Source organism: Bradyrhizobium sp. U87765 SZCCT0048 (genome assembly GCF_018131225.1).
Taxonomy (GTDB): domain Bacteria; phylum Pseudomonadota; class Alphaproteobacteria; order Rhizobiales; family Xanthobacteraceae; genus Bradyrhizobium_A.
In genome coordinates this window covers 348,136-372,974 of the sequence record NZ_JAFCMM010000003.1, presented here as the reverse complement: position 1 = coordinate 372,974, position 24,839 = coordinate 348,136, and the positions used below count along the sequence as shown (strand labels likewise).

Below are 24,839 nucleotides of genomic sequence, written 5' to 3'. Positions count from 1 at the left end.
GAAGTTCTTGGTCATAAGTTCCTCTGCGATCGCTGGCCCGAAGACCAAAGGGATGGCTGGAGCAGAATTGGCCTGAGACCGAGGATCTTTCGGCAAGATTTTGGTCGCTGGCAGATCACGATTCGTGAAGCTTTGATGTCTCCACACCACTCGTTTGGAGATTAACCCTAAACATATACGACCTTTGCGCGCGCATTAATAAACCGTTAACATTTTACCCGGTTCCGGCTGGGAATGCTCGCAATCACGCGGGAAAATGCAGTGGGCGTTGTCGTGCAAGCCAACAAGAATCCTCAGGACCGTCACTGGGACATCCTGAACCACGTCGACTACCGCCTCGCCGAGACCGACGCGGACAAGGAAGAAATCTACCGGATGCGGTACCGCGCCTACCTCAACGAGGGGGCGATCGAGCCGCGCGGAGATGCCCGTCTCAGCGATCGCTTCGATGATCTGAAGAATTCCTGGACCTTTGGCATCTACATCGACGGCGTGCTGGCGAGTTCGATCCGAATCAGCGTCGCGACGCCTGACAATCCGGAGACCCCGGCCGTCGACGCTTTCCCCGATCTGCTCGAGCCGGAACTGGCGCGCGGCAAGATCATCGTCGATCCCAATCGTTTCGTCGCCGAGCCCGCACGCGCCCGCCGGTTTCCCGAACTGCCCTATGTCACGGTCCGGCTGGGGTATGTCGCCTGTGCCTATTTCCAGGCCGATCTCGGCACGGCAACGGTGCGCAAGGAGCATCAGGCGTTCTACCGCCGTGTCTTCCTGCAAAATCCGCTGTGCGAGCCGCGGCCCTATCCGACGCTCACCAAGCCGCTCAGCCTGATGGCTGCGGAATATGCCGTGGTCCGTGACAGGATCTTCGAGCGCTATCCCTACTTCCGCTCGACTTTCTTCGAGCGGCGCATGCTGTTCGAACGCAGGCTCGCGCCATCCTCGGATACGATCGTCAGCCTTCCCGAGCAGGCCATGAACGTGGCCTCGATCGTACCCCGCAGCTGAGACCGGCCCGGTCGGCGCTTCTGCAGGGGATGGCATAGGGCTTGCTTCGAGCGGTTCATCCATCGAACCGAAGGGCGCCCATCATGACCGCTGCCGCCGACGTCGTTGCTCCGCCGCTGCCGGCCAAGCCGGTCCCCCTGTACAAGTCGCTGTTCGCCCAGGTGCTGGTCGCGCTCGTCGCGGGCATCGTCATCGGCATGGCATGGCCAGATCTCGCGATCGGGCTGAAAGTGTTCAGCGACGGCTTCCTCAAGCTGATCTCGATGATCGTGGCGCCGATCGTGTTCTGCGTCGTGGTGCACGGCATCGCTGGCGCGGGGGACTTGCGCAAGGTCGGCCGGGTCGGCGTCAAGGCACTGGTCTATTTCGAGGTGATGACGACGCTCGCGCTCGCGCTCGGCATCGTGCTGGCCTATGCGTTCGGGCCCGGCCACGGCATGAATATCGACACCGCCACGCTCGACGCTAGGGCGCTGTCGAGCTATGCCGATAACGCCCACAAGCTGCAGGGCGGCGGGATCGGCGCCTTCATTCTCAATATCATTCCCACCACGTCGTTCGATGCGCTGGCGCGCAACGACGTGCTGCAGGTGCTGTTCTTCGCCGTGCTATTCGGCGTCAGCCTGTCGCTGGTCGGCGACAAGGGCGCGCCGATCAGCAGAGTGATCGAGGCTGCGGCCACGGTGCTGTTCAAGGCGATGAGCCTGATCGTGCGCCTCGCGCCCCTCGGCGTTCTCGGTGCGGTCGCCTACACGGTCGGGCGCTACGGCGTCGGTTCGCTCAAGCAACTGGTATCGCTGGTGGTGCTGTTCTACGCCGCGGTTGCAGTATTCGTGCTCGTCGTGCTGGGCGGCGTGATGCGGCTCGCAGGGCTCAACATCTTCAGGTTCCTGGCCTACTTGCGCGAGGAACTCACCATCGTGCTGGCGACGGCGTCGTCCGACGCAGTGCTGCCCCAGGTGATGCGCAAGCTCGAGCGCATGGGCGTGAAGGATTCGGTGGTCGGCCTCGTGGTGCCGACCGGCTATTCGTTCAACCTCGACGCCTTCTCGATCTATCTGACGCTCGCGGTGGTGTTCATCGCCCAGGCCACCAACACGCCGCTGTCGTTCGGCGATCTGCTGCTGGTGCTGGCGATCTCGCTGGTCACCTCGAAGGGTGCGCATGGCGTGCCGGGATCGGCGATCGTCATCCTCGCGGCGACGCTGAATGCGGTTCCCTCGATACCCGCGATCGGCCTTGTTCTCGTGCTGTCGGTCGACTGGTTCATCGGCATGGCCCGCGCCGTCGGCAACCTCATCGGCAACTGCGTCGCCACCGTGGTGATCGCGGCCTGGGAAAACGATCTCGACCGCGATCGGGCGGTCCAGGTGCTCAGCGGCGGAGTGGCGGCGTCCGAACCTTGACGCCAGCGCGTCGCGTTTCGAATCTCCTGTGAAACAAGTGGTTCCCGCAACCGCTGCGGTCGAGTGCGTCACCAAGGTCACAGTGCCGCACGATATCTCGGTCCGGCACGATGCTTTCACCGTCGCGCCACATTTACGGCCCATTAACCATCGCAATTGCTTTACGCCGATGCGGGGCTTTTGAGCGGGTGTAGCAAGGTCTCATCAAGGTTGACGGAACGTTCGTTTAACCATCGCCCTGTAGACCGGGTCGTGGATCGGACAATCGTGAGCGTGGAGGCTCCGGAATGATGAATCAGAAGCGTTTCCTCCAGGGGCTGAAGCTGGCTGCTGTGCTGGTCGTCGCACTGTCGATGGGCGCCTGCGCCAACAAGAACGGCCTCGACGGCGCCAACGGCGGCCTCGCGAACGCCGCGACCCCGGGAAGCCAGCAGGACTTCGTCGTCAATGTCGGCGACCGTGTGTTCTTCGAGAGCGACCAGACGGATCTGTCGCCGCAGGCGACCGCGACGCTCGACAAGCAGGTGCAGTGGCTGCAGACCTACAACCGCTACACCTTCACCATCGAAGGCCATGCCGACGAGCGTGGCACGCGCGAGTACAACATCGCTCTTGGCGCCCGCCGTGCCCAGTCCGTGCGGTCGTACCTCGCCTCGCGCGGCATCGACCCGAGCCGCATGCGCACGATTTCCTACGGCAAGGAGCGTCCCGTCGCGGTCTGTAACGACATCTCCTGCTGGTCGCAGAACCGCCGCGCCGTCACCGTGCTGAACGCCAGCTCCTGACGGCGTCCGGGACCGGTCGGGCTTTTCGATCGAGACACGTCATCGTGACCGGCGCCGCAGGGCGCCGGTTTTTCTTTGGTTCGTCGCAGGTGCCAATGTGGCTTTTGCAAAGCCACATTTTCGGCATACTGCATGCCTCAATAAGGCGGCGGCGACTGAAACCTCCATTTCATCAGGCATCCATGTCATCCAGATTTCATAAGTCGGCCTGCGCGGCGATTGCCCTCGCAGCGGTCGTTGTGCTGCCCGTGCGCGCGATGGCGCAGATGGACGACGACAACGATCCGCAGCGTGTGGAGCGGCTCGAGAACCAGGTCCGCCAGCTGACCGGTCAGAACGAGGAATTGCAGCACCGCAATCGGTTGCTGGAGGAGCAGCTGCGCCAGCTGCAGGGCGGCCAGGGCGCACCGCAGGCGGGACGGCCGGGCGCCGGCAACCCGTCCTATCCGCCGCAGCAGCAGACATATCAGGACCAGCCGCCGCAGCAAGGCTACCCCCAGCAGGGGTATCCGCAGCAGCAGCCTTACCCGCAGCAGCAACAGCCCTATCCGCAGCAGCAGACCTATCAGCAGTCGGCGCCGATCCAGCAGCCGCCCCAGACCCGGCAGCCCGGCCGGCGCAACGATGCGTTCGACCCCAACCAGAACCCGAGCGCGCCGGGCGCGCCGCGGGCCCTCGGCGGCGGCCAGATGACGATCGATCCCAATGCCCAGGTCGCAGCGCCACCCGTCGGTGCGCCGGGTGGGCGCGGTCCGGGCGAGCCGCTCGATCTCGCCAACACCGGGCCCGGTGGTGCTCAGCCGCCAGCGGCGCCTGGCGGCCTGACCACGCTGCCGCCGGGCGCGACGCCGAAGGACGAGTACGACCTCGGCATCGGCTATATCCAGCGCAAGGACTATGCGCTGGCCGAGGAGACGATGCGCAACTTCGTGCAGAAGTATCCCAATGACCGGCTGGTCGGCGACGCCCAGTACTGGCTCGGCGAAAGCATGTTCCAGCGCCAACGTTATCGTGATGCGGCGGAGACGTTCCTCAACGTCACCTCCAAGTACGATACTTCGGGCAAGGCGCCCGAGGCGCTGCTGCGGCTGGGTCAGTCGCTCGCCGCGCTGAAGGAGAAGGAGGCGGCCTGCGCCGCGCTTGGCGAGGTCGCGCGCAAGTATCCGAAGGCGTCTGCCAGCGTGAAGCAGGGCGTCGAGCGCGAGCAGAAGCGCACCAAGTGCTGACATGCGGATCGGCCCTTCGCCGCGGCGTCGGCGAGGGCCCTGACCGCGATCCTGGAAAGCGAATGCCGGAACAGGGGCACTAGCTGATGGCGACGGCACGGGCACGGCAGAACGGAGCAGGCGCGACGCCGCGCGATCCGGACGCCGCCCCGGTTTCCGCAGCTGAAGCGCGCCTTCTGTTCGCAGGCCTCAAGGACGTGCCGGCGCTGGTGCTGGCGGTATCGGGCGGCCCCGATTCCGTCGCGCTGCTGGTGCTGATGGCGCGCTGGCGCCGGGCGCTGCGCCGCGGGCCGCGGCTTATTGCCGTCACCGTCGACCACGGGTTGCGCCGCGAGGCCGCCGCCGAGGCGCGCGCTGTCAAGGCGCTCGCCGGCTCGCTCGGTATCGAGCATCACACGCTGCGCTGGCATGGGCCCAAGCCGGCGTCCGGTCTGCCGGCGGCGGCGCGCCGGGCACGCTATCGGCTGCTCGCGGATCTCGCGCGGGCCCACGGTTCCGTTCATCTCGTCACCGCGCACACCCGCGACGACCAGGCCGAGACCGTGCTGATGCGGCTGTCGCGTGGCAGCGGCCTTGCCGGCCTCGCGGCCATGGCACCGCAATCCGAGCGCGACGGCTTCGTGCTGTTGCGGCCGCTGCTCGACGTGCCCAAGGCCCGCCTGGTCGCCACTCTCGCAAAGGGCCGTATCCCCTTCGCAACCGATCCGAGCAATCGCGATGTGCGTTTCACCCGGCCGCGGCTGCGGGCGCTGATGCCGGCGCTCGCGCAGGAGGGATGCGATGCACGCAATCTGGCGCGACTGGCGGCGCGGCTCGCCCGGGCCAATGCCGCGATCGAGGCGGTGGCTGATACCGCTGAGCGTGCCCTGATCGCCATCGACAGCGCGACCCGGAGTTCCGTCGTTGATGCCGTTGGCTTTTTCGCGGCTCCGGAGGAGATCCGGCTTCGTCTGCTGGCTCGTGCGGTCGATCGCGCGGGGCACGAGGGGCCGGCGGAACTCGCCAAGACGGAGGCCCTGCTGCAGGCGCTCGAGGGCGCCTGGGGCGGGCGTCGCCGGTTCAAGCAGACGCTCGCCGGGGCTGTGGTCGAGGTTGGCCGGAACCTGACGATCGCTCCCGCGCCGCCACGCCGTGCGCGGACTTCGCGGCTGCCGCCGGACAAACTTTAACCACGGCGGGGGACAGCGCGAAACTTGCCCTGATTTCACCTGGAATAGCGGTAAAATGCGCTAAATAGTCCCAACAGGTTCCCTTGGCAGTAGCCGGGGGCGATCCTAGATTGTATCCCTGAGGCGGGCCCCGAATCCGGGGGACTTCCAAACCATCGCGCGAGGCGGGAAACTGACAAGTCGACGGACGTCCTGGCTTTCAGAGCGTGATCTGAGCCCTGGATCTGAGCCCTGGCCTCCGTGTCGACGCCCCGAGCTTTTTAAAGGACGCACGGCTGCGGTCCGCGCAGTCACGAAGGAATCCGAATGAACGCCAATCTGCGCAACTTCGCCCTCTGGGTCATCATCGTCTTGCTGCTGTTGGCGCTGTTCACGCTGTTCCAGAATCCGGGTCAGCGCGCCTCGTCGCAGGACATCTCGTTCTCGCAGCTGCTCTCCGAGGTCGATCAGAACCACGTCCGTGACGTCGTGATCCAGGGGCAGGAAATTCACGGCACCTTCACCAATGGCGGCAGCTTCCAGACCTACGCGCCCCAGGACCCGAGCCTGGTGAAGCGGCTGTACGACGCCAAGGTCTCGATCACCGCGCGTCCGCCCGGCGACAATGTGCCGTGGTTCGTGTCGCTGCTGGTGTCGTGGCTGCCGTTCATCGCCCTGATCGGCGTGTGGATCTTCCTCAGCCGCCAGATGCAGGGCGGCGCCGGCAAGGCGATGGGCTTCGGGAAGTCGCGCGCCAAGATGCTGACGGAGGCCCATGGCCGCGTCACTTTCGAGGACGTCGCCGGTGTCGACGAGGCCAAGCAGGACCTGCAGGAAATCGTCGAGTTCCTGCGTGATCCCGGCAAGTTCCAGCGCCTCGGCGGCCGCATTCCGCGCGGCCTGCTGCTGGTCGGCCCTCCGGGCACCGGCAAGACGCTGATCGCGCGCGCGGTCGCCGGCGAAGCCAACGTGCCGTTCTTCACCATCTCCGGTTCGGACTTCGTGGAAATGTTCGTCGGCGTCGGCGCCTCGCGCGTCCGCGACATGTTCGAGCAGGCCAAGAAGAACGCGCCGTGCATCATCTTCATCGACGAAATCGACGCGGTTGGCCGTCATCGTGGCGCCGGCCTCGGCGGCGGTAACGACGAGCGCGAGCAGACGCTGAACCAGCTGCTGGTCGAGATGGATGGCTTCGAGGCGAACGAGGGCGTGATCCTCATCGCCGCGACCAACCGTCCCGACGTGCTCGATCCGGCGCTGCTGCGTCCCGGCCGTTTCGACCGCCAGGTCATTGTGCCGAACCCGGACGTCGTCGGCCGCGAGCAGATCCTCAAGGTGCATGTCCGCAAGGTGCCGCTGGCGCCGGATATCAACCTCAAGACCATCGCGCGCGGCACCCCGGGCTTTTCGGGCGCCGACCTGATGAACCTCGTCAACGAGGCGGCGCTGATGGCGGCCCGGCGCAACAAGCGCATGGTCACCCAGAGCGAGTTCGAGGACGCCAAGGACAAGGTGATGATGGGCGCCGAGCGCAAGTCGCTCGTCATGACCGAGGAAGAGAAGATGCTGACCGCCTATCACGAAGGCGGCCATGCCATCGTCGCACTCAACGTCAAGGCGACCGATCCGGTGCACAAGGCGACCATCATTCCGCGCGGCCGTGCGCTCGGCATGGTGATGCAGCTGCCCGAGCGCGACAAGCTGTCGATGTCGCTGGAGCAGATGACCTCGCGTCTCGCCATCATGATGGGTGGCCGCGTCGCCGAAGAGCTGATCTTCGGCAGGGAGAAGGTCACCTCGGGCGCCGCGTCCGACATCGAGCAGGCGACTCGTCTCGCTCGCATGATGGTCACGCGCTGGGGCCTGTCCAACGAACTCGGCACCGTGTCCTATGGTGAGAACCAGGACGAGGTGTTCCTCGGCATGTCGGTGTCGCGCACCCAGAACGTCTCGGAAGCCACCGCCCAGAAGATCGACGTCGAGATCCGCCGTCTGGTCGAGGAAGGCTACAAGGAGGCGACCCACATCCTCACGACCAAGCGTGACGACCTCGAGGCGCTCGCCAAGGGCCTGCTCGAGTTCGAGACGCTGACCGGCGACGAGATTGTCGACCTGCTCGACGGCAAGAAGCCGAACCGCGAATCGGTGCTGGAGCCGACCGGCCCGCGCACCTCCGCCGTGCCGCCCGCCGGCAAGCCGCGGCCGCGTCCGGAGCCGGATATCGGCACCGAGCCGGCGCCGCAGGCCTGATCCGCTCGCCCGCATCCAACAAAAAACGCCGCGGAAACGCGGCGTTTTCTTTTTGCGGCTGGCTCGAGCCTCTCAGAGACTGATCGGAAATGCCGCGTGTTACATCAGGCCATCGTGAACAGAGCGCGCGCTGTCCGTTTTCTCTGTCGTGGCCGGGCAGCGCGATCCATCTTTAACGGATCGCTGGGACTAAGGTCTCCCGGCCACCCCGATCAGGGACGCAGTGCCCTCCTTATCGGGGGCGCCGGGACAAGCCGGCGACGACAAATATGAAGGTCGATGGTTGCTGTTTCAGTCGGACTCTCAGGCGTAGCCGGGAGGCGCGGTAAAGCCGCCGAACGCGGTTTCCGCGAGCTCGGCAAAGTGCAGCGGCGTGCGGTCCTCGAGGTAAGGGCCGACGACCTGCATCCCGACCGGCAGGCCATTCGGGGCAAGGCCCATCGGGATCGCGGTGGCCGGCAGCCCGGTCAGCGTCGCGATGCCTGGCCACACCAGTTGGTCCTGGTAGGGCATGCTCTTGCCGTCGACGTCCAGCAGTCGCGCGCGCTGGTCGGGCGTGTGGTCGTGCGGGAAGGCCGGTGTCGGCGTCACCGGGCACAGCACCACGTCGACGGTCCGGAACAGTTCACTCCAGCGCGCGGCGAGCGAGCTGCGGACCCGGTCCGCCTTGATCCAGTCGCGATGCGACAGGACCAGTCCGCGCCCGCGCATCACGTCGAGCGTGTCGACCGATGGCGGAACATCGGCAAGTGCGGTCCGAGTGGCCTGGTAGACGTCCTCGGGGATGTCCGCGCCGAACACCGATGTCAGCAGCGTCATGTAGGTTTTCGCCATGAGCACGAGATCGGGCAGCGCGTCGCTGCGCCGGACCACCTTGGCGCCTTCCTTTTCCAGTCCCTGCGCGATCCGGTCGAGCCCGGCGCGGACCGCGTCCGAGGTCGGCGCCAGCGGATGGCTGTCGAGCACCAGCACGCGAAAATCCCTGAGCGTCTCGGCGCGTGGCGGCGGCAGCGTAAGCTTGTAGGCGACGGCCTCGGCCTCGTCGGGGCCGGCGAGCAGGGCGGTGGCGAGCGACAGGTCGGCGGCGTTGCGCGTCATCGGGCCGACCACCGCAAGATCGATGAAGGACGACAGCGGCGGCACGCCCGGCGGGGTGTGGCCGCGCCTCGGCAGCAGTGTGGAGCTCGGCTTGTGGGCGAACACGCCGCAGAAATGCGCGGGGATACGCAGTGAGCCGCCGATGTCCGAGCCGAGCGCCAGCGAGACGTAGCCGGCGGCGAGGGCCGCGGACGATCCGCCCGAGGAGCCGCCGGGCGAGCGGCTGGTGTCCCATGGGTTGTTGGTGGTGCCGTAGATGTCGTTGTAGGATTGCCAGTCGGCGAGGCTGATCGGCACGTTGGTCTTGCCGATCACCACGGCGCCTGCGGCCTTCAGCCGCGCCACCAGCACGGCGTCCTCGCTGGCGATCCAGCCCTTGGCCGCGGGGAAGCCCCATGTGGTGGGCAGTCCGGCGACATTGAACGATTCCTTGATCGCCACCGGTACGCCGAGCAGGGCACCGGTCTCGCCGCGCGCCAGCGCCGCATCGGCGTCGCGAGCGGCGATGCGGGCGCGATCGAAATCGCGGACCACCACGGCATTGATCTGACCGTCGAAGCGCTCGATGCGGGCGATGCTCTGATCGAGCAGCTCCGTTGCCGACACCTTCTTGGCGCGCAGCGCTGACACCTGGTCGCGCAGCGTCGCGTATTGCAGTCCGCTCATCGGTTTCCTCGCATATGGGGTGGTTTGTTGGGGCGCCGGAGCTGGCTGTCCCGCGGCTGCTCCAGCTAGTCCTGTGATAGCCGCGCCGGCGGCCGCGATGACATGCCGTCGGTTGGGGGTGATCGGCACACGGTCCTCCCGGGATGTGCCTGCCACACGGGTAGTGGAGGCTGCGGCAGTCACCTTAGCACCGCTTGCCGCACGCAGCTTGACCGTCGTTGCGCTGACCATGCCCTGCGGCACGCGCAACGGTTCGCATCAATGCGAAAATGCAGGGCGGCCGGTCGCGTGGGCCCGGTTGACGGATCGACAGGCGCACTTCATGCACGGCGATAACGGCTTTCTTTGACCATGTCGCATTCGCCCCACCTGCAACCTCATCATGCCGCGCGTGCCTACTGGTCGCGCGAGGCCATCATTCCCGGCATCTACGCCATTGCGCCGATGCTGCCGGGCACGCTTGCCTTCGGCCTCGCGTTCGGTGCGCAATGCGCCCAGAAGAAGTTCTCGCTCGCCGAGGTCGAGGTGATGATGGCCATCGTCTATGGTGGGCTGTCGCAGTTCGTTGCGGTGCAGTCGTGGCCTGACGTCCTGACCGCCTCGACGATCGCGACGCTGGCGCTGGTCACCACCACGGTGAACATCCGCTTCGCGCTGATGAGCGCCAGCCTGCAGCCGTGGTTCGGCACGCTGCCGCCCTGGCAGGCCTATCCGTCGATGCTGCTGGTCACCGACGGCGGCTGGCTCGCCGCGATGCGCTACCGTGAGCATGGCGGCGGCAACGCCTGGTTTTTCGTCGGCGGCGGCATCGTGCTGTATTTCGCCTGGCTGCTGTCGTCGATCCCCGGCTACCTGCTTGCCGAGCAGCTGACAGATCCGAAGAAGTATGGCGTCGACCTGGTCATGCCGGCGTTCTATGCCGCCATGCTGGTGCCGGCCTGGAAAGGCGCCCGCCGCGCCATTCCATGGGCAATTGCGGGCATCGTCGCGCTGATCGTGCACTGGCTCGTGCCGGGCTACTGGTTCATCATTTCCGGTGCCATCGCCGGCAGCGTCAGCGCGGGAGTGATGAGCGATGACTGAGCTGCGCGGCGATGTGATGATCGCGTTCGCGGTGATGATGGTGGTCACCGTGCTGTCGCGTGTCGGCGGCTACTGGCTGATGAGCTACGTCACCATCACGCCGCGGGTTCGCCGCATGCTCGAGGCGCTACCGGGATCGATCATCGTTGCCGCGTCGCTGCCGGTTGCGGTCAATGGCGGCCCGGTGGTGATGTTCGCGATCGTCGCCGCGATGATCGTGACCGTCATCCGCCGCAACGATTTCCTGGCCGTCTTCACCGGCATGGCGGTAGCCGCGCTCGCCCGCGCCATCGGCTTCCACGGCTAGAATGCGCAAGCCGCTTCCGGGGCTGTCGCCAGCCTGAACAGGCAGTCGTCGTCGTCGACCTCCGCCTTCAGCATCGCAGCTTCTCGCAAAGCACTGCGCGCCGTCCGCCGCGCGTCGCAAGCGGATCGGCTGACGAGGCCGGCGAATTCCGGTCGCCATGCATCGCGGATCGCGGTGCAGGCTGCGAGCGATTGTAGGCTCAGCCGACAGGCCTTGTCGTCGATCTGCCGCCGTCGCGATCGATGGCGCAGAACATGTCGCTGCCGTCGCCGCGGCTGGACGAGAACATGTTGGCGTAGACGCTCTTGCGCTCGCGCAGCCGCACATGGCCACGAAGGTGAACGCTTTCATGGCGGACATTTCTGCCTCACGCGTCCGGGCGCGGAGGTGGTCGCCTGCAGCGGCTGTCGGCCGAATCACTCCGGCGGTTCAGATCTCGCACCATGTTGCAGTGCGAACCGACCATCTTGTCACCCGTCCTGAATTGTTGTTCAGTTTTAGAAGGGACAAGACACTCAATGGTTTATCGCCGCACTCATCAGGTCGTGCGCCGCCTCGCGGCGCGTCGGCACGCGATCCTCAACGCCGCTCGCGAGGCGGCCTCCGAGGGCGGCATGGCCGCCGTCCAGATTGCCCCGGTGGCGACTCGCGCCAATGTCGCGGCCGGCACGGTCTATCGCTATTTCCCTTCCAAGGCGGACCTGATCTCCGAGCTGATCGCGGACGTCTCCCATGACGAGCTGACGGCCATCCGCCGCGCGGCCGATGCTGCGCCTGGCCCGTCCTCGGCGCTTGCGGCGGCGGTGACGACCATTGCCGTCCATGTCGTCTCGCATCGCAGGCTTGCCTGGGGCATCCTCGCCGAGCCGGTGGACGTCGACGTCACCGAATCACGTCTCGCCAGCCGTCGCGCCATCGCCGCTGAGATCAGGCTGCGCATCGATGCCGCGGTGCGCGCCGGCCACCTGCCGGCGCAGGACACCGAACTGGCTGCCACGGCGCTGCTCGGTGCGCTGCACGAGGCGCTGATCGGTCCGCTGGCGCCGACCGATCTGGACGACCCCATCCGCCTGCGCGACGTGGTGCAGACCGTGACACTGCTGGCGTTGCGTGCGGTCGGGGTGATGGATGCCCGGGCGCGCGGCCTCGTCGTGCAGGCCGCGCTGCCCGTCCAGACGCCGGCGCCGGCCAAGAGCACGGTGCTCGCCGGCTGAGCCGGCGTCATCGGTCCCGCGGCGGTGCCCCGACAGGGAGGTGTGCCCGTGACCGTTGCGAGCGACGGAGCCGAGCCGACGGCCCCACAGCCTGAACGAGCTGCGCGCAAGCGCAAGAAGCCCGGTGGTGTGCAGCGTGGCCGCGACGTGGAGCTCGTCCATCGGGCGGCGCATTCCGTGGGCGACAAGGGGACCGCCGATGTCCTCGATCCCTCGCTTCTGGACCTGCTGGAATGGATTGCGCGCGAGCCGCGCACCTATGCCGATCTGATGGCGGTGTGGCGGACGGCATGTCCGCGTCTCACGGTGTGGGAGGACGCGATCGATCGCGGCCTCGTCACGCGCCGCCTGACCCGCGGGGAGGGCGCCGGGATCGAGCTGACGCCGCTCGGGCGGGTCGCGCTCGCTCGTTCCGGTCGCTGACCGGGACGTTACGGCCGGGCCGGCCGCGAGGCGGCCCGGGCCGTCGCGGTTACTTCTTCTTGCCGTCCGCGGCGAACTGGGCGAGGTAGGCCCACAGGTCGTTCACTTCCTTCTCGTTCTTGATGCCGGCGAACGCCATTTTCGTGCCGGGGACCTTGGCGCGCGGATCCTTGATGTAGTCCTTGAAGGTCGCTTCGCCCCAGGTGATGCCCGAGTTCTTGTTGGCCTCCGAATACGAATAGCCCTCCGCGGAGCCCGACTTGCGGCCGTCGAGGCCGTTGAGCTCCGGTCCAACCTTATTCTTGGCGCCTTCGCCGACAGAGTGGCAGGGTGAGCACTTGCGGAACGAGGCCTCGCCGGCGGCCACATCCTGGGCCCTCGCGCCTGAGGCGGCCACGACCGCCGCAAGCAGCGACGCCGACAGAACCAGTGCTTTCATCATTGTGTCTCCCGAAAATCCTGACGAGAATCTTTTGAATGGCGCACGAAGTGTGCCATCCCGGTCCCGCCCGGCACAAGCGCGCCGGCGTGGTGGGGCGTTGAACCATCGCAACGTTGCGCCTGCGATGCGGACATGCTTGATTCCGCCGGATTCAGATGGCGACAAGTGGCGCATTTCGAGCGCCCGTGCGGGGAGATGCGATGTCGATCATGATGCCCGAGCCGGATCAGGCGGTGCTGGCGCGGCGGGCGAGCATCGTTGCCGACCTGCGCCGGATCGTGCCCGGAGAAGGCGTCATCGACAGCGCCGCCGAGATGCGGCCCTACGAGTCCGATGGCGTCACCGCCTATCGCCAGCCGCCCATGGTGGTCGTGCTGCCCGACACCACGGAGCAGGTGTCGCAGGTGCTCCGCTATTGTCATGACAACGGCATCAAGGTGGTGCCGCGCGGGTCCGGAACCTCGCTGTCGGGCGGCGCGCTGCCGCTCGCCGATGGCGTGCTGCTTGGTCTTGGCAAGTTCAAGCGTATCCGCGAGATCGATTTCGACAATCGTGCGGTGGTCACCGAGCCGGGCGTCACCAATCTCGCCATTAGCCAGGCGGTCGCGCATGCCGGGTTTTACTATGCGCCCGACCCGTCGTCACAGATCGCCTGCAGCATCGGCGGCAATGTCGCGGAGAATTCCGGCGGCGTGCACTGCCTGAAATATGGGATGACCACAAATAACATCCTCGGCTGCGAGATCGTGCTGATGAACGGCGAGGTCCTGCGCATCGGCGGCAAGGCCGCGGAGACCTCGGGCTACGACCTGATGGGGGTGATCACCGGGTCGGAAGGCCTGCTCGGCGTCATCACCGAGATCACGGTGCGCATCCTGCAGAAGCCGGAGACGGCGCGGGCGCTGATGGTCGGCTTCCACAGCGTTGAGGCGGCGGGCGAATGCGTCGCGCGGATCATCGGGGCGGGCATCATTCCCGGCGGCATGGAGATGATGGACAAGCCCGCGATCCATGCGGCGGAGGCCTTCGTCCATGCCGGCTATCCGCTCGACGTCGAGGCGCTGCTGATCATCGAGCTCGACGGACCGAGCGTCGAGGTCGACGAACTGATCCTGCGGGTCGAGGCGATCGCCAAGGGGTGCGGCCAGGCGACCTGCCAGATCTCCACCTCCGAGCAGGAGCGGCTGCTGTTCTGGGCCGGCCGCAAGGCCGCGTTCCCGGCGGTGGGCCGCATCTCGCCAGACTATCTGTGCATGGACGGCACCATCCCGCGCGGCAAGCTGCCGGAGGTGCTGACGCGCATCCGCCAGCTCTCGGAGAAATACGGTCTCGGCGTCGCCAATGTGTTTCATGCCGGTGATGGCAACCTGCATCCGCTGATCCTGTACGACGCCAACAAGCCCGGCGAGATGGACAAGGCCGAGGCTTTCGGCGCCGATATCCTGCGCTGCTGCGTCGAGCTCGGCGGCGTGCTGACCGGCGAGCATGGCGTCGGTGTCGAGAAGCGCGACCTGATGCCGGACATGTTCAGCGAGGTCGACCTCGCCCAGCAGCAACGGCTGAAGTGCGCATTTGACCCCCAGGGCCTGCTCAACCCTGGCAAGGTGTTTCCGACCCTGCATCGCTGCGCCGAGCTGGGCCGGGTCCATGTGCATGGCGGCAAGCTCGCATTTCCCGACATCCCCCGTTTCTGAGTGCTGACCGTGGATACGTTGAAAGTCCGGGACGCCAACGACGTCCTGCAGGCTGTACAGGCGGCGCTCGCCGCCGAGCAGCCGCTCGAAATCATCGGGCATGGCACCAAGCGGGGCATTGGCCAGCCGATGGCGACCAATGCCGTGCTCGACCTGTCGGCGCTTAGCGCCGTGGTCGACTACGAGCCAAGCGAGCTTATTCTGACCGTCGAGGCCGGGGCGCCGCTCGCCGACGTACAGTCGCTGATCGATGCCAGGGGGCAGGAGTTCGCGTTCGAGCCGATGGACACCGCGGTGCTGCTGGGCACAGCCCCCGGCACCGGGACGGTCGGCGGCATGGTCGGCGCCGGGCTGGCCGGGCCGCGGCGCATCAGGGCCGGCGGCGCGCGCGACCACCTGCTCGGCGCCGCCGCCGTCTCCGGCTTCGGCGAGGCGTTCAAGGCCGGCGGCAAGGTCGTGAAGAACGTGACCGGCTATGACCTCTGCAAGCTGATCGCCGGCTCGTTCGGCACCCTGGCGGTCGTGACCGAACTGACCTTCAAGGTGATGCCCAAGGCCGAGAGCGAGACCACCCTGGTGTTGCGGGGGCTGGACGATACGGCGGCGAACCGCGCCATGACGGCAGCGTTGGGATCGCCGTTCGATGTCTCCGGTGCCGCACATCTGCCATCGGCGGCATTGCAGAGTGCTGGCGCCGTGCTCGGCGGACTCGCGGCCAATGGACAGGGAGTGACGCTGCTGCGCCTGGAGGGCATCGCCGCTTCCGTGGCCCATCGTGTTGGTTCCCTCTCGAAGCTGGTGGCCGCGTTCGGGGCGGTCGAGACCGTGATGGAAGCGGCATCACGGGCACTGTGGGCTGCGGTCCGCGATGTCACGCCGTTCGCGGCGGTGGGGGCGCACGACAGCCGGCCGGTGTGGCGCATCGTGTGCCCGCCGGCGTCCGGTGGCGCGCTCGGCCAGGCACTGGCGGCGCAGACAGGCGGCAAGGCCTTTTATGACTGGGGCGGCGGGCTGATCTGGCTCGCGACACCGCCATCGGCCGACGCCCACGCAGGCGTCGTGCGCGCGCAGACGGAAGCTGCGGGCGGCCACGCCACGCTGCTGCGCGCCGACGAGGCGGTGCGTCGCGCGGTGGCCGTGTTCCACCCGCAGGCCGCCGGAGTTGCAGCGCTCAGCCGCCGTGTCAGGCAAAGCTTCGACCCGAAGCTCATTTTCAATCGCAATCGGATGGCTGAGGACGCCGGCTGATGAGAACTGAATTTTCGCTGGCCCAGCTTGCCGATCCCGATATCGCCGAAGCGGACAAGATCCTGCGGGCCTGTGTGCACTGCGGCTTCTGCACTGCGACCTGCCCGACCTACGTGCTGCTGGGGGATGAACTCGACAGCCCGCGTGGCCGCATCTACCTGATCAAGGAGATGCTCGAACAGGACAAGGCGCCAACGCAGGAGGTCGCCAAGCACATCGACCGCTGCCTGTCGTGCCTTGCCTGCATGACCACCTGTCCGTCCGGCGTCCACTACATGCACCTCGTCGATCAGGCGCGGGTGCGTGTCGAGGAGCAGTATGCGCGGCCGTGGAGCGAGCGGCTGCTGCGCGACGTGCTCGCCTACGTGCTGCCGCGGCCCGCGCTGTTTCGTCTCAGCATGAGGCTGGCACGGCTCGGCCGTCCGTTCGCCGCGCTCCTCGGCACCGCGCAAGCGGATCCGGCGAACCCGACTTTCCTGAGCCGGATCAAGGCGATGCTCTCGCTGGCCCCGGCCGCCCTGCCACCGCGCGGCGCTGCCCCCGGCACCGTGTTTCCGGCGCAGGGGACAAGGCGCGGGCGGGTCGCGCTGCTGCAGGGCTGCGCCCAGCAGGTGCTGTCGCCGGGCATCAATGCGGCGGCAATCCGCATGCTCACACGCCAGGGAATCGAGGTCGTGCTGGTCGCCGACGAGCAATGCTGCGGCTCGCTGACGCATCACATGGGGCGGGATCACGACGCGTTGGCGCGCGCACGGCACAACGTCGATGTGTGGGATGCGGAGCGCGCGCGGTCGGGGCTGGACGCCATTCTTGTTACGACCTCGGGCTGTGGCACGACGATCAAGGACTACGGGTACATGCTGCGGGAGGACAAAACCTACGCCGCCAAGGCTGCGCGTGTCGCCGCGCTCGCTGTGGATGTCACCGAATACATCGCTGGCATCGACGTGGCGTGGCCACGCGAGCGGAGTGATCTTGTCGTCGCCTATCACTCCGCGTGTTCGCTCCAGCACGGACAGAAAATCACGCAGCTTCCAAAAGAATTGCTTTCCAAGAGCGGATTCGTGGTGAAAGATATCGCAGAGAGTCATCTGTGTTGCGGTTCGGCGGGGACGTACAACATCCTTCAACCCGGCATTGCGAACAGACTGCGTGACCGCAAGGTCGCCAACATCGCAGCCGTGAAGCCTGATGTGATCGCCGCCGGCAATATCGGATGCATGGTGCAGATCGCCGGGGGGACATCTGTTCCGGTCGTCCACACCATCGAGTTGCTTGACTGGGCGACGGGTGGTCCCCGTCCCCGGTTGAACTGAGGGACATGAGCCGAGGCTACGCGTAGCGCGGCCTCGGGTGAGCTGGCGAGAGACCTGCAGCGGATGACGGCAGGCAGAGAGCAGATCGGTCGGCTGCAGCCGATGGGAAACCGGCCTCGGGGCGGCCGGCAAGATGCGGCGCCGCAGGGGCGGACCGCGCCGGAGCACGGACCGGCAGATTTCACCACACGCGATCTCCGGCATTTCGGTATCCGGCTTCTCGAATTCAAACGTCCCGAAATCTGACTTCGATCGCGGCAACAGGAGGACCATGATGGCGAAGGCGAAGAAGAAAAAGGCGAAGGCGAAAAAGGCGAAGAAACTCGTGAAGAAGGCTGCCAAGAAGGCAGCGAAGAAGTCCGCCAAGAAGGCGGCGAAGAAGGCCAAGAAGGCCCCGGCAAAAAAGGCCGCCAAGAAGAGCGCCAAGAAAGCTGCCAAGAAGGCCGCGAAGAAAACAGCCAAGACGGCCCCGAAAGCAGCCGCCAAAAAGGCCGCGCCGAAGAAGGCCGCCAGGAAAGCGCCCGCCAGACGCAAGGCCGCTGCTCCTCCCGTCGAAGCCGAGCCGGCTGTCCATGCCGAGCCCGATGCAGCCCTGACGCCGGTTCAGTCCGGTGGCTGGGGAGCTCCGCCGGCCGAGCACTCCGAAGGCGAGCACAACTAGCTTTCCCGCGACATGGCCGCCGGTCCTCGACCGGTGGCGGTTTCGCCGCATCGCATCCATCGATCCCGAAGGCCGTGGCGGTCCCGCCGCGGCCTTCGCCTTTCCAGGCTGAGGGCCGCGGGGTGCGGCGGCAGACAGCAGGCGATTGATTCGGCGGAAGGGCATTCCAGCGCAGCTGCGGTTCATCGCGGGCGAGGACATGGCGCCGGCCCGGACGATGGCACAGCGGAAAGCGGTCCTAAAACCTGTGTTGGAGATGCAACACTCGTCGACAACTCATCGTTGTAAAGCGAAAACGCCCAAAAAGGCGGCAGATGCTTGCCATTTTTGCTTCACGATTTCGCTGGATTTCCGCGATTGTGGCGAACGGAAACAGTTTCCATCAGTCGCCAATGTCCCTTGCCCGTAACGGGCGCTCGGCAATGAGGCTGAAGTATCAACGGTGATGGGGATCGTCATGAAGAAGTGGGGTTGGTCGGTCGCAGCAGCGGTGCTGGCGATGGGCATCGGAGCGGGAGCCGCCTCGGCGGCGGATCTGCCGGCGAAGGTGTACACCAAGGCGCCGCCGGCGCCGGAAGTGTCGCCCTGGGATATCGCGTTCGGCTCGGCCATCATGAGCGACTACGTGTTCCGTGGCGTCACCCAGTCGAACCACAAGCCGTCGGTGGCGGCCTATTTCGAGCCGCGCTACAACATCAACCCCAACCTGCAGCTTTATGTCGGCACCTCGTTCGAGAGCATCTCGTTCGCCAACCGCGCCGCGGCTGAGGTCGACATCTACGGCGGTATCCGCCCGACCTTCGGTGCATTCGCCTTCGACTTCGGCGTGTGGGGCTACCTGTATCCGGGCGGCAGCTGCATCGGTGCCGTGGTCTGCCCGGTCGGCGCCGAGGTGCTGCCCAATGGCAACGTCATGAAGAAGGACGTCAGCTTCTACGAGGGCTACGCCAAGGTCACCTGGACCATCAACGACAACTTCTCGCTCGGCGGCAACGTGTTCTACACCCCGTCGTTCCTGAACTCGGGCGCCGACGGCACCTACGCCTCGATCACGGGCAAGGCGATCGCGCCGACCACCTGGTTCGGCTCCAGCGGCATTGGCGCCTATGTGTCGGGTGAGTTCGGCCGTCAGTGGCTCGGCACCACCGACTCGTTCTATTCGCTGACCCCGCCATTCGGCCCGGGCATCAAGTATGCCGACTACAACACCTGGAACATCGGCATCGGCTTCACCTACAAGGTGTTCACGCTCGACCTTCGCTACTCGGACACCGACCTGAACAAGGGTAACTGCAACGCCTTCACCAGCGCCTTCAACGCCAGCGGCACGACCAACGTCACCGCGATCAACCCGGGTGGCGCAGGCACCAACTGGTGCGGCTCGACCTTCATCGCGAAGCTGTCGGCCGACCTGACGGCGATGACCAATCTGAAGTAATCGTCTTCAGGACAGCCCAAGGACCCGAAGGGGGTGGCAGAGCGATCTGCCGCCCCCTTTTGTTTGCGCCCTCCGCCGGTTCTCGTTATCAACGCGACAGCTCCTGAAAGCCGGCGCCGTTCAGAGATTGGGGCCGGCAGGGGCGCGCCCGGCGGAATCACGGGCCGGCTGCGCCGCCTGCCCGGCCGAGGTCTCGCCAGACGGGCGTTCGGCACAGCCGGGAGCCTGCATCAATCATGAAAGCCAGCCGTTACGCCGCCCATTGGAACGTGCGGTCCAGGATCGCGATGAAGCGCTGGCGCAGGCGCGTGCTATTCCTGCTCGGCGGCATCGCCGTCGGTCTCGCGGCGATCCTGATGGCGACCCTCGCCGACCATGCTCAGCTCGCATTCGGCCGGCTGCTCGCGGTTTCGCCCTATCTCGCCGTCGTGGTGACGCCGCTCGGTTTCGGCCTCGCGCTGCTGCTGGCGATCAAGGTGTTTCCGAACTCCCAGGGCAGCGGCATCCCGCAGGTGATCGCGGCTCTCCATCTCCACGATCAGCAGGCGCGTGCCCCGCTGGTGTCGTTGCGGGTGGCGGTCGGCAAGATCGTGGTGATGACGGTCGGGCTGCTGTGCGGCGCCTCGATCGGGCGCGAGGGGCCGACAGTCCAGGTCGGTGGTGCGATCATGTTCGCGATCGGCCGTTTTGCTCCGTTTCGCCAGCCGGGCTTCCTGCTGGCGGGGGCGGCAGCCGGGGTCGCCGCGGCCTTCAACACGCCGCTCGCCGGCATCGTGTTCGGCATCGAGGAACTCAGCCGCTCGTTCGAGATGCGCACCAGCGGCCTGATCATCGGCGCGGTGATCGCTGCCGGCCTGACTTCGCTCGCCATCGTCGGCGACTACGACTATTTCGGCTCGACGGCGGCGGTGCTGCCGTTCGGGCGTGCCTGGGTCGTGGTGCCGGTGTGTGCGGCGCTATGCGGGCTCGCGGGTGGCCTGTTCAGCCGCATCCTGTTGCTGTTCGCCCGCGGCCTGCCCGGCATGGCGGGGGCGACGATCAAGCGCCATCCGGTCATCTTCGCCATGTTGTGTGGCCTGGGCGTTGCCCTGTGCGGCCTCGTCAGCCACGATCATGTCTACGGCACCGGTTATGAGCAGGCCCGCGCCATCATCCATGGCACGGGCGGCGTCGACTACAGCTTCGGTCCTTGGAAATTCGCCGCCACGCTGCTGTCGTCGATCAGCGGCATTCCCGGCGGCATCTTCGCGCCGTCGCTGGCGATCGGCGCCGGTCTCGCGTCCGATCTCAGTCTGCTGTTCAGGGAAGTGCCGATCGGGGCGCTGGTGCTGATCGGCATGGTCTCCTACCTCACGGGGGTCGTGCAGGCGCCGATCACGTCATTCGTCATCACCTCGGAGATGACCAACGATCATGCCATGGTCATCCCGTTGATGGCCGCCGCGCTGATCGCCAACGCGACCTCCAGGATGGTGGTGCGGGAGGGGCTGTATCACGCGCTGGCCAAGGTCATCATGCGCGCCGGACGGGAGCCGCGTGAGCGGCCCCCGTCGCAAGCGGATGATCCTGCCGTGCCGGCCGGGCGCGAAAGTCCGCCGGCCGGGACGGCAGGCTAGGCGCTTGCCGTCTCTTCTGCGTTGCCCCGCAGCGTGAAATGGCCGTCGGCCTTGCCGAGGCTGACCTTGCGGGTGTGGAATGCCTCGAGGGTGGCGCGGTGGCCGATCGAGATCACGGTCGTCTGCGGCAGCTTCTCCTGCAGCAAACGATAGAGCGCGGCCTCCGAGGGCTCGTCGAGCGAAGCGGTGGCCTCGTCGAGGAACAGGTAGTCTGGCTTCTCCAGCAGGGCTCGCGCGATGCCGAGCCGCTGCTGCTCGCCGAGCGAGAGCATCCGGTTCCAGTGGGCCTCTTCGTCGAGCCGTGCCGTCAGCTCCGGCAGTCCGACATCGATGAGCACCTCCTGCAGCCGGGGTCGCGGGAAGGCGTCCGGTGCGGACGGGTAGGCCAGAGCGGCATGCAGGGAATCGACCGGGAAGTAAGGGCGTTGCGGCAGCGTCATCAGCCTCGCGCCGGCCGGCACCGCGATCGTGCCGCGGCCAAACGGCCAGATGCCGGCGACGGCGCGGAACAGCGTCGACTTGCCCGCGCCTGACGGGCCGCTCACCAGCACGCGCTCGCCCGGACGGATATGGAAGGCTTCAGCGGACAGCAGCGGTCGCGCGTCGGGCAGGCTCACCAGGACATCGTCGAGGCCGACAGAACCGGACTTGCTGGCCGCGACCGAGATGTGGTCGCCGGTGAACGAGGTGCGCCTGGCCGCGTCCACGGCACGGGTGAAGCCCTCGAGACGATTGATGACCGCCTGCCATTCGGCGAGTGAACGATAGGCCGTGACGAAGAACGACAGCGCGCCCTGCACGCTGCCGAAGGCCGAAGCCGCCTGCATCATGCCGCCAAGCTGGGTCTTTCCGGCGAAGTACGCAGGCGCCACCAGGACATAAGGCACGATGACGCTCGCCTGCGAATAGCTCGCGGTGAACGCCGTGATCTTCTTGGTGCGGTTCATGATGCCGAGCCAGTTGTCGACGACGTTGCCGAAGCGGCCCAGCAAGCGTCCGCGCTCGGCCGGCTCGCCCTTGAGCAGTGCGATCTGTTCGGCGTTTTCACGAACCCGCACGAGGTTGAAGCGGAAGTCGGCTTCGTACTGCTGCTGGCGGAAGTCGAGGCCGACCAGCGGCCAGCCGACCACATGGGTCAGCCAGGTGCCGATGATCGAGTAGATCAGCGCAAACCACACGAGATACCCTGGGATCGGCAGCGCGCTGCCGAACAGGTGCAGCGGCGCGGCCTCCGACAGGCCCCACAGGATCACCACGAACGAGACCAGCGTCACCACCGAATTGAGCAGGCCGAGCCCGATCCCCAACGTACGGTCGACGAACAGCTTGACGTCATCGGTGATGCGCTGGTCGGGGTTGTCGGCGGCGTCGCCCTGCAGCTGCATGCGATAGTGCACGGCGTCGTTGAGCCAGTCGGCGAGATAGTGCTCGGTCATCCACTTGCGCCAGCGGATCTGCAGCCACTGGTTGAGGTAGAGCTGGTACACTGCGATCGCGATGAACACGGTCACCACCACGCTGAAGTAGATCAGCTCATAGGTGAAGGTATCCCAGTTGCGCTCCTGCAGCGCGTTATAGAATCGGTTGCGCCACTGGTTGAGCAGCACGTCGATGACCACGGTGCCGAGTTCGATCAGCACCACGGCCAGGAGCAGCCCGCAGCCGGCCCATTTGTCCTCGGAACGGAAGTACGGACTCGAAATGCGCCAGATGGCCGCGAGCGTCGAGCGGAGGCTGTTCACAGACGGGATTCTCCTGGAGGGAGGGCGGTAACGCCCTGATGCAACATTGGAATTACCACAAATGCGACTAAAGTCGCATGTGACGTGGTATACAACAGCTTGTCCAAACCTTCATTCCGACCCTAGCATGCCGGCACGGCTGGGGAGCGAGACATCAAGATCAAAGGGGCTTCGTTGTTGGCAAGAAGAACCTTCTCACGACGGTGAAGGCCTGCCGGCGCCCGACTGCCTGATTCCCGCATCGCCCCAAAGACGTTCGGCCAGCCGAGGCTGGCGAGCGAATCAAAAGACCGTGGGGAGAAAACGTCATGTGGGACCAGATCTATGATCCGCTTCACAGCAAGGTGTTGTCGACCATCGCGGCGGCCATCCCGGTCGTCACGCTTCTGCTCCTGATCGCGACCAACAAGGTCAAGGCTCACTTCGCGGCGATCATCGCCCTCGTCGTCGCCAACCTGGTGGCGATCCTGATCTTCACGATGCCTGCGGGCCTGTCGATCCGCGCCTCGATCCTCGGTGCGGTCAGCGGCTTCTTCCCGATCGGCTGGATCGTGCTGAACGTGATCTTCATGTACCAGCTCACGCTGGCCACCGGCCGCTTCGAGGCGCTCAAGCGCGCCGTCGGCGGCGTCACGCCGGACCGCCGGCTGCAACTGCTGCTGATCGCGTTCTCGTTTGGCGCGTTCTTCGAGGGCGCGTCGGGCTTCGGCACCCCGGTGGCGATCACCGGCGCGATCCTGATCGGCCTCGGCTTCTCGCCGCTCGCGGCCTCAGGCCTGTCGCTGATCGCCAACACCGCGCCGGTCGCCTACGGCGCGCTCGGCACGCCCATCCAGGGCCTCGCCTCGGTCACCGGGCTCGATCCCTACATCCTCGGCGCCATGGTCGGCCGGCAACTGCCGGTGTTCTCGCTGATCGTGCCGTTCTGGGTGGTATGGGCGTTCGCCGGCTGGAAGGGCATGAAGGAGGTGTGGCCGGCGATCCTGGTCACCGGCGTGTCCTTCGCAATCCCGCAGTTCGTGATCTCGAACTACATTAATCCGTGGATCGTCGACATCGGCGCCTCGCTGATCTCGATGGGGTGCCTGATCGGCTTCCTGAAGATCTGGCAACCCCGGCAGCTGTGGCTGTCGCCGGCGCTGCGCGGCCGTGACGACTCCGCCGCCACCGCGCCGCCTGCCAAGACCATCGACACCACGCCGCTGACGCAGAGTGAGCTGTGGGGCGCGCTGCTGCCGTGGATCATCCTGTGCATCATCCTGCTGATCTGGGGCACCGGCTGGTTCAAAAACGCCGTGAACCCGATTTTCACCTGGAACTATCCGGTTCCCGATCTGCACAACCTGATCCGCAAGGTCGCTCCCGTCGCCGCCAAGCCTACGCCGGAAGGGGCCGTGTTCGCGTTTCAGTACCTGTCGTTCACCGGAACGGGCATGCTGATCGCGGCGATCATCTCCGGGCTGATCATGGGGCTGTCGCCGGGCAGGATGGCCGGAATCTACGGCCGCACCATCAAGCTCTGCGCCTATTCGCTGATCACCATCTCGGCGATGCTGGCGATCGGCACGCTGACGCGGCTGTCCGGTCTCGACGCCACGCTCGGCCTTGCGTTTGCCGCCACCGGCGTGCTGTATCCGTTCTTCGGGACGCTGCTCGGCTGGCTCGGCGTCGCGCTGACCGGATCGGACACGTCGTCGAACATCCTGTTCGGCAACCTGCAGAAGATCACCTCCGAGCAGCTCGGTTTGTCGCCGATCCTGATGGGCGCGGCGAACTCCTCGGGCGGCGTAATGGGCAAGATGATCGATGCGCAGTCGATCGTCGTGGCCTCCACGGCGACCAACTGGTTCGGGCATGAAGGCACGATCCTGCGCTTCGTGTTCTGGCACTCGATTGTGCTGGCCTGTCTGGTCGGCCTGTTCGTGATGCTGCAGGCCTATGTGCACCCGTTCAGCGCGATGGTGCTGCACTAGGCCTCGTCGAGACGTTCAGCGATCCCCGCGGCGGTCGCCGCGGGGATTTTCGTTTGCGCCGGCGCGGCGGCTGCGGACCTTCGGATCCGCTGTCA

20 protein-coding genes are annotated in these 24,839 nt (G+C 66.3%); 17 read left to right on the top strand and 3 right to left on the bottom strand.

From position 1 onward, the window contains the following. The first annotated feature begins 261 nt into the window (after positions 1 to 261). The 6 genes from JQ639_RS20305 (at position 262) to ftsH (ending at position 7,823) form a co-directional block, all read left to right on the top strand. Entirely contained in the window at positions 262 to 1,008 is a 747-nt protein-coding gene (locus JQ639_RS20305) for an N-acyl amino acid synthase FeeM domain-containing protein (protein WP_211968076.1), read from the top strand. Between the two features lie 83 nt (positions 1,009 to 1,091). Beyond that, entirely contained in the window at positions 1,092 to 2,414 is a 1,323-nt protein-coding gene (locus JQ639_RS20300; RefSeq protein WP_211968075.1) for a dicarboxylate/amino acid:cation symporter, read from the top strand. A 287-nt stretch (positions 2,415 to 2,701) separates the two neighbouring features. Beyond that, complete coding sequence (gene pal / locus JQ639_RS20295) at positions 2,702 to 3,199, top strand: peptidoglycan-associated lipoprotein Pal (protein WP_211968074.1); 498 nt, start codon at positions 2,702 to 2,704, stop codon at positions 3,197 to 3,199. A gap of 182 nt (positions 3,200 to 3,381) precedes the next feature. Next, the gene (gene ybgF, locus JQ639_RS20290) at positions 3,382 to 4,425 is read left to right on the top strand and encodes a tol-pal system protein YbgF (protein ID WP_211968073.1); all 1,044 of its coding nucleotides are present in this window, start codon (positions 3,382 to 3,384) and stop codon (positions 4,423 to 4,425) included. A gap of 86 nt (positions 4,426 to 4,511) precedes the next feature. After that, positions 4,512 to 5,594 carry a tRNA lysidine(34) synthetase TilS gene (gene tilS / locus JQ639_RS20285; RefSeq protein ID WP_211968072.1) on the top strand — a complete coding sequence of 361 codons (1,083 nt, stop codon included), beginning with the start codon at positions 4,512 to 4,514 and terminating at the stop codon, positions 5,592 to 5,594. A gap of 306 nt (positions 5,595 to 5,900) precedes the next feature. After that, positions 5,901 to 7,823 carry an ATP-dependent zinc metalloprotease FtsH gene (ftsH, locus tag JQ639_RS20280; RefSeq protein ID WP_211968071.1) on the top strand — a complete coding sequence of 641 codons (1,923 nt, stop codon included), beginning with the start codon at positions 5,901 to 5,903 and terminating at the stop codon, positions 7,821 to 7,823. A 303-nt stretch (positions 7,824 to 8,126) separates the two neighbouring features. Here the strand turns inward: ftsH and JQ639_RS20275 are convergent, their stop codons facing one another. Then, positions 8,127 to 9,587 carry an amidase gene (locus JQ639_RS20275; protein WP_211968070.1) on the bottom strand — a complete coding sequence of 487 codons (1,461 nt, stop codon included), beginning with the start codon at positions 9,585 to 9,587 and terminating at the stop codon, positions 8,127 to 8,129. A gap of 351 nt (positions 9,588 to 9,938) precedes the next feature. On the opposite strand from JQ639_RS20275, the gene JQ639_RS20270 reads away from it, so the two are divergent. The 4 genes from JQ639_RS20270 to JQ639_RS20255 all read left to right on the top strand — a co-directional run bounded on the left by JQ639_RS20270 (position 9,939) and on the right by JQ639_RS20255 (position 12,614). Then, the gene (locus JQ639_RS20270; RefSeq protein ID WP_211968069.1) at positions 9,939 to 10,670 is read left to right on the top strand and encodes an AzlC family ABC transporter permease; all 732 of its coding nucleotides are present in this window, start codon (positions 9,939 to 9,941) and stop codon (positions 10,668 to 10,670) included. Continuing rightward, complete coding sequence (locus JQ639_RS20265) at positions 10,663 to 10,977, top strand: AzlD family protein (protein WP_211968068.1); 315 nt, start codon at positions 10,663 to 10,665, stop codon at positions 10,975 to 10,977. Before JQ639_RS20270 ends, JQ639_RS20265 begins: the two co-directional genes overlap by 8 nt. A 518-nt stretch (positions 10,978 to 11,495) precedes the next feature. Beyond that, positions 11,496 to 12,191 (top strand): TetR/AcrR family transcriptional regulator, encoded by a 696-nt coding sequence (locus tag JQ639_RS20260; protein WP_211968067.1) that lies wholly within the window; start codon positions 11,496 to 11,498, stop codon positions 12,189 to 12,191. A 48-nt stretch (positions 12,192 to 12,239) separates the two neighbouring features. Continuing rightward, positions 12,240 to 12,614, top strand: coding sequence for a hypothetical protein (locus JQ639_RS20255; protein WP_249123361.1), 375 nt, complete (start codon positions 12,240 to 12,242; stop codon positions 12,612 to 12,614). Between the two features lie 49 nt (positions 12,615 to 12,663). Here JQ639_RS20255 and JQ639_RS20250 read toward each other — a convergent pair whose 3' ends face one another. Beyond that, positions 12,664 to 13,053 carry a c-type cytochrome gene (locus JQ639_RS20250; RefSeq protein WP_211968066.1) on the bottom strand — a complete coding sequence of 130 codons (390 nt, stop codon included), beginning with the start codon at positions 13,051 to 13,053 and terminating at the stop codon, positions 12,664 to 12,666. Positions 13,054 to 13,256: 203 nt separating this feature from the next. Here JQ639_RS20250 and JQ639_RS20245 point away from each other — a divergent pair, with 203 nt between their 5' ends. The 6 genes from JQ639_RS20245 (at position 13,257) to JQ639_RS20220 (ending at position 21,029) form a co-directional block, all read left to right on the top strand. After that, positions 13,257 to 14,750 (top strand): FAD-linked oxidase C-terminal domain-containing protein, encoded by a 1,494-nt coding sequence (locus JQ639_RS20245; RefSeq protein WP_211968065.1) that lies wholly within the window; start codon positions 13,257 to 13,259, stop codon positions 14,748 to 14,750. A 9-nt stretch (positions 14,751 to 14,759) separates the two neighbouring features. Continuing rightward, complete coding sequence (locus JQ639_RS20240) at positions 14,760 to 15,998, top strand: FAD-binding protein (protein WP_211968064.1); 1,239 nt, start codon at positions 14,760 to 14,762, stop codon at positions 15,996 to 15,998. Further along, entirely contained in the window at positions 15,998 to 17,314 is a 1,317-nt protein-coding gene (gene glcF, locus JQ639_RS20235; protein WP_211968063.1) for a glycolate oxidase subunit GlcF, read from the top strand. The genes JQ639_RS20240 and glcF overlap by 1 nt, the downstream gene beginning before the upstream one ends. Before the next feature lie 274 nt (positions 17,315 to 17,588). After that, the gene (locus tag JQ639_RS20230) at positions 17,589 to 17,975 is read left to right on the top strand and encodes a hypothetical protein (RefSeq protein ID WP_211968062.1); all 387 of its coding nucleotides are present in this window, start codon (positions 17,589 to 17,591) and stop codon (positions 17,973 to 17,975) included. Between the two features lie 457 nt (positions 17,976 to 18,432). After that, positions 18,433 to 19,413 carry a TorF family putative porin gene (locus JQ639_RS20225; protein ID WP_211968061.1) on the top strand — a complete coding sequence of 327 codons (981 nt, stop codon included), beginning with the start codon at positions 18,433 to 18,435 and terminating at the stop codon, positions 19,411 to 19,413. Positions 19,414 to 19,649: 236 nt separating this feature from the next. Next, positions 19,650 to 21,029, top strand: coding sequence for a chloride channel protein (locus JQ639_RS20220; RefSeq protein ID WP_211968060.1), 1,380 nt, complete (start codon positions 19,650 to 19,652; stop codon positions 21,027 to 21,029). Here the strand turns inward: JQ639_RS20220 and JQ639_RS20215 are convergent. Further along, positions 21,026 to 22,771, bottom strand: a complete 1,746-nt coding sequence (locus JQ639_RS20215) for an ABC transporter ATP-binding protein/permease (RefSeq protein WP_211968059.1) — start codon at positions 22,769 to 22,771, stop codon at positions 21,026 to 21,028. The genes JQ639_RS20220 and JQ639_RS20215 overlap by 4 nt on opposite strands. Positions 22,772 to 23,079: 308 nt before the next feature. Between JQ639_RS20215 and JQ639_RS20210 the strand changes: the two genes are divergently transcribed. After that, complete coding sequence (locus JQ639_RS20210; protein ID WP_211968058.1) at positions 23,080 to 24,744, top strand: L-lactate permease; 1,665 nt, start codon at positions 23,080 to 23,082, stop codon at positions 24,742 to 24,744. The last annotated feature ends 95 nt before the right edge of the window (positions 24,745 to 24,839 follow it).

Coding starts and splice junctions, on each gene's coding strand:
- JQ639_RS20300 (WP_211968075.1), top strand. CDS start 1,092: ATGACCGCTGCCGCCGACGTCGTTGCTCCGCCGCTGCCGGCCAAGCCG.
- pal (WP_211968074.1), top strand. CDS start 2,702: ATGATGAATCAGAAGCGTTTCCTCCAGGGGCTGAAGCTGGCTGCTGTG.
- ybgF (WP_211968073.1), top strand. CDS start 3,382: ATGTCATCCAGATTTCATAAGTCGGCCTGCGCGGCGATTGCCCTCGCA.
- tilS (WP_211968072.1), top strand. CDS start 4,512: ATGGCGACGGCACGGGCACGGCAGAACGGAGCAGGCGCGACGCCGCGC.
- ftsH (WP_211968071.1), top strand. CDS start 5,901: ATGAACGCCAATCTGCGCAACTTCGCCCTCTGGGTCATCATCGTCTTG.
- JQ639_RS20275 (WP_211968070.1), bottom strand. CDS start 9,587: ATGAGCGGACTGCAATACGCGACGCTGCGCGACCAGGTGTCAGCGCTG.
- JQ639_RS20270 (WP_211968069.1), top strand. CDS start 9,939: ATGTCGCATTCGCCCCACCTGCAACCTCATCATGCCGCGCGTGCCTAC.
- JQ639_RS20265 (WP_211968068.1), top strand. CDS start 10,663: ATGACTGAGCTGCGCGGCGATGTGATGATCGCGTTCGCGGTGATGATG.
- JQ639_RS20260 (WP_211968067.1), top strand. CDS start 11,496: ATGGTTTATCGCCGCACTCATCAGGTCGTGCGCCGCCTCGCGGCGCGT.
- JQ639_RS20250 (WP_211968066.1), bottom strand. CDS start 13,053: ATGAAAGCACTGGTTCTGTCGGCGTCGCTGCTTGCGGCGGTCGTGGCC.
- JQ639_RS20245 (WP_211968065.1), top strand. CDS start 13,257: ATGTCGATCATGATGCCCGAGCCGGATCAGGCGGTGCTGGCGCGGCGG.
- glcF (WP_211968063.1), top strand. CDS start 15,998: ATGAGAACTGAATTTTCGCTGGCCCAGCTTGCCGATCCCGATATCGCC.
- JQ639_RS20230 (WP_211968062.1), top strand. CDS start 17,589: ATGGCGAAGGCGAAGAAGAAAAAGGCGAAGGCGAAAAAGGCGAAGAAA.
- JQ639_RS20225 (WP_211968061.1), top strand. CDS start 18,433: ATGAAGAAGTGGGGTTGGTCGGTCGCAGCAGCGGTGCTGGCGATGGGC.
- JQ639_RS20220 (WP_211968060.1), top strand. CDS start 19,650: ATGAAAGCCAGCCGTTACGCCGCCCATTGGAACGTGCGGTCCAGGATC.
- JQ639_RS20210 (WP_211968058.1), top strand. CDS start 23,080: ATGTGGGACCAGATCTATGATCCGCTTCACAGCAAGGTGTTGTCGACC.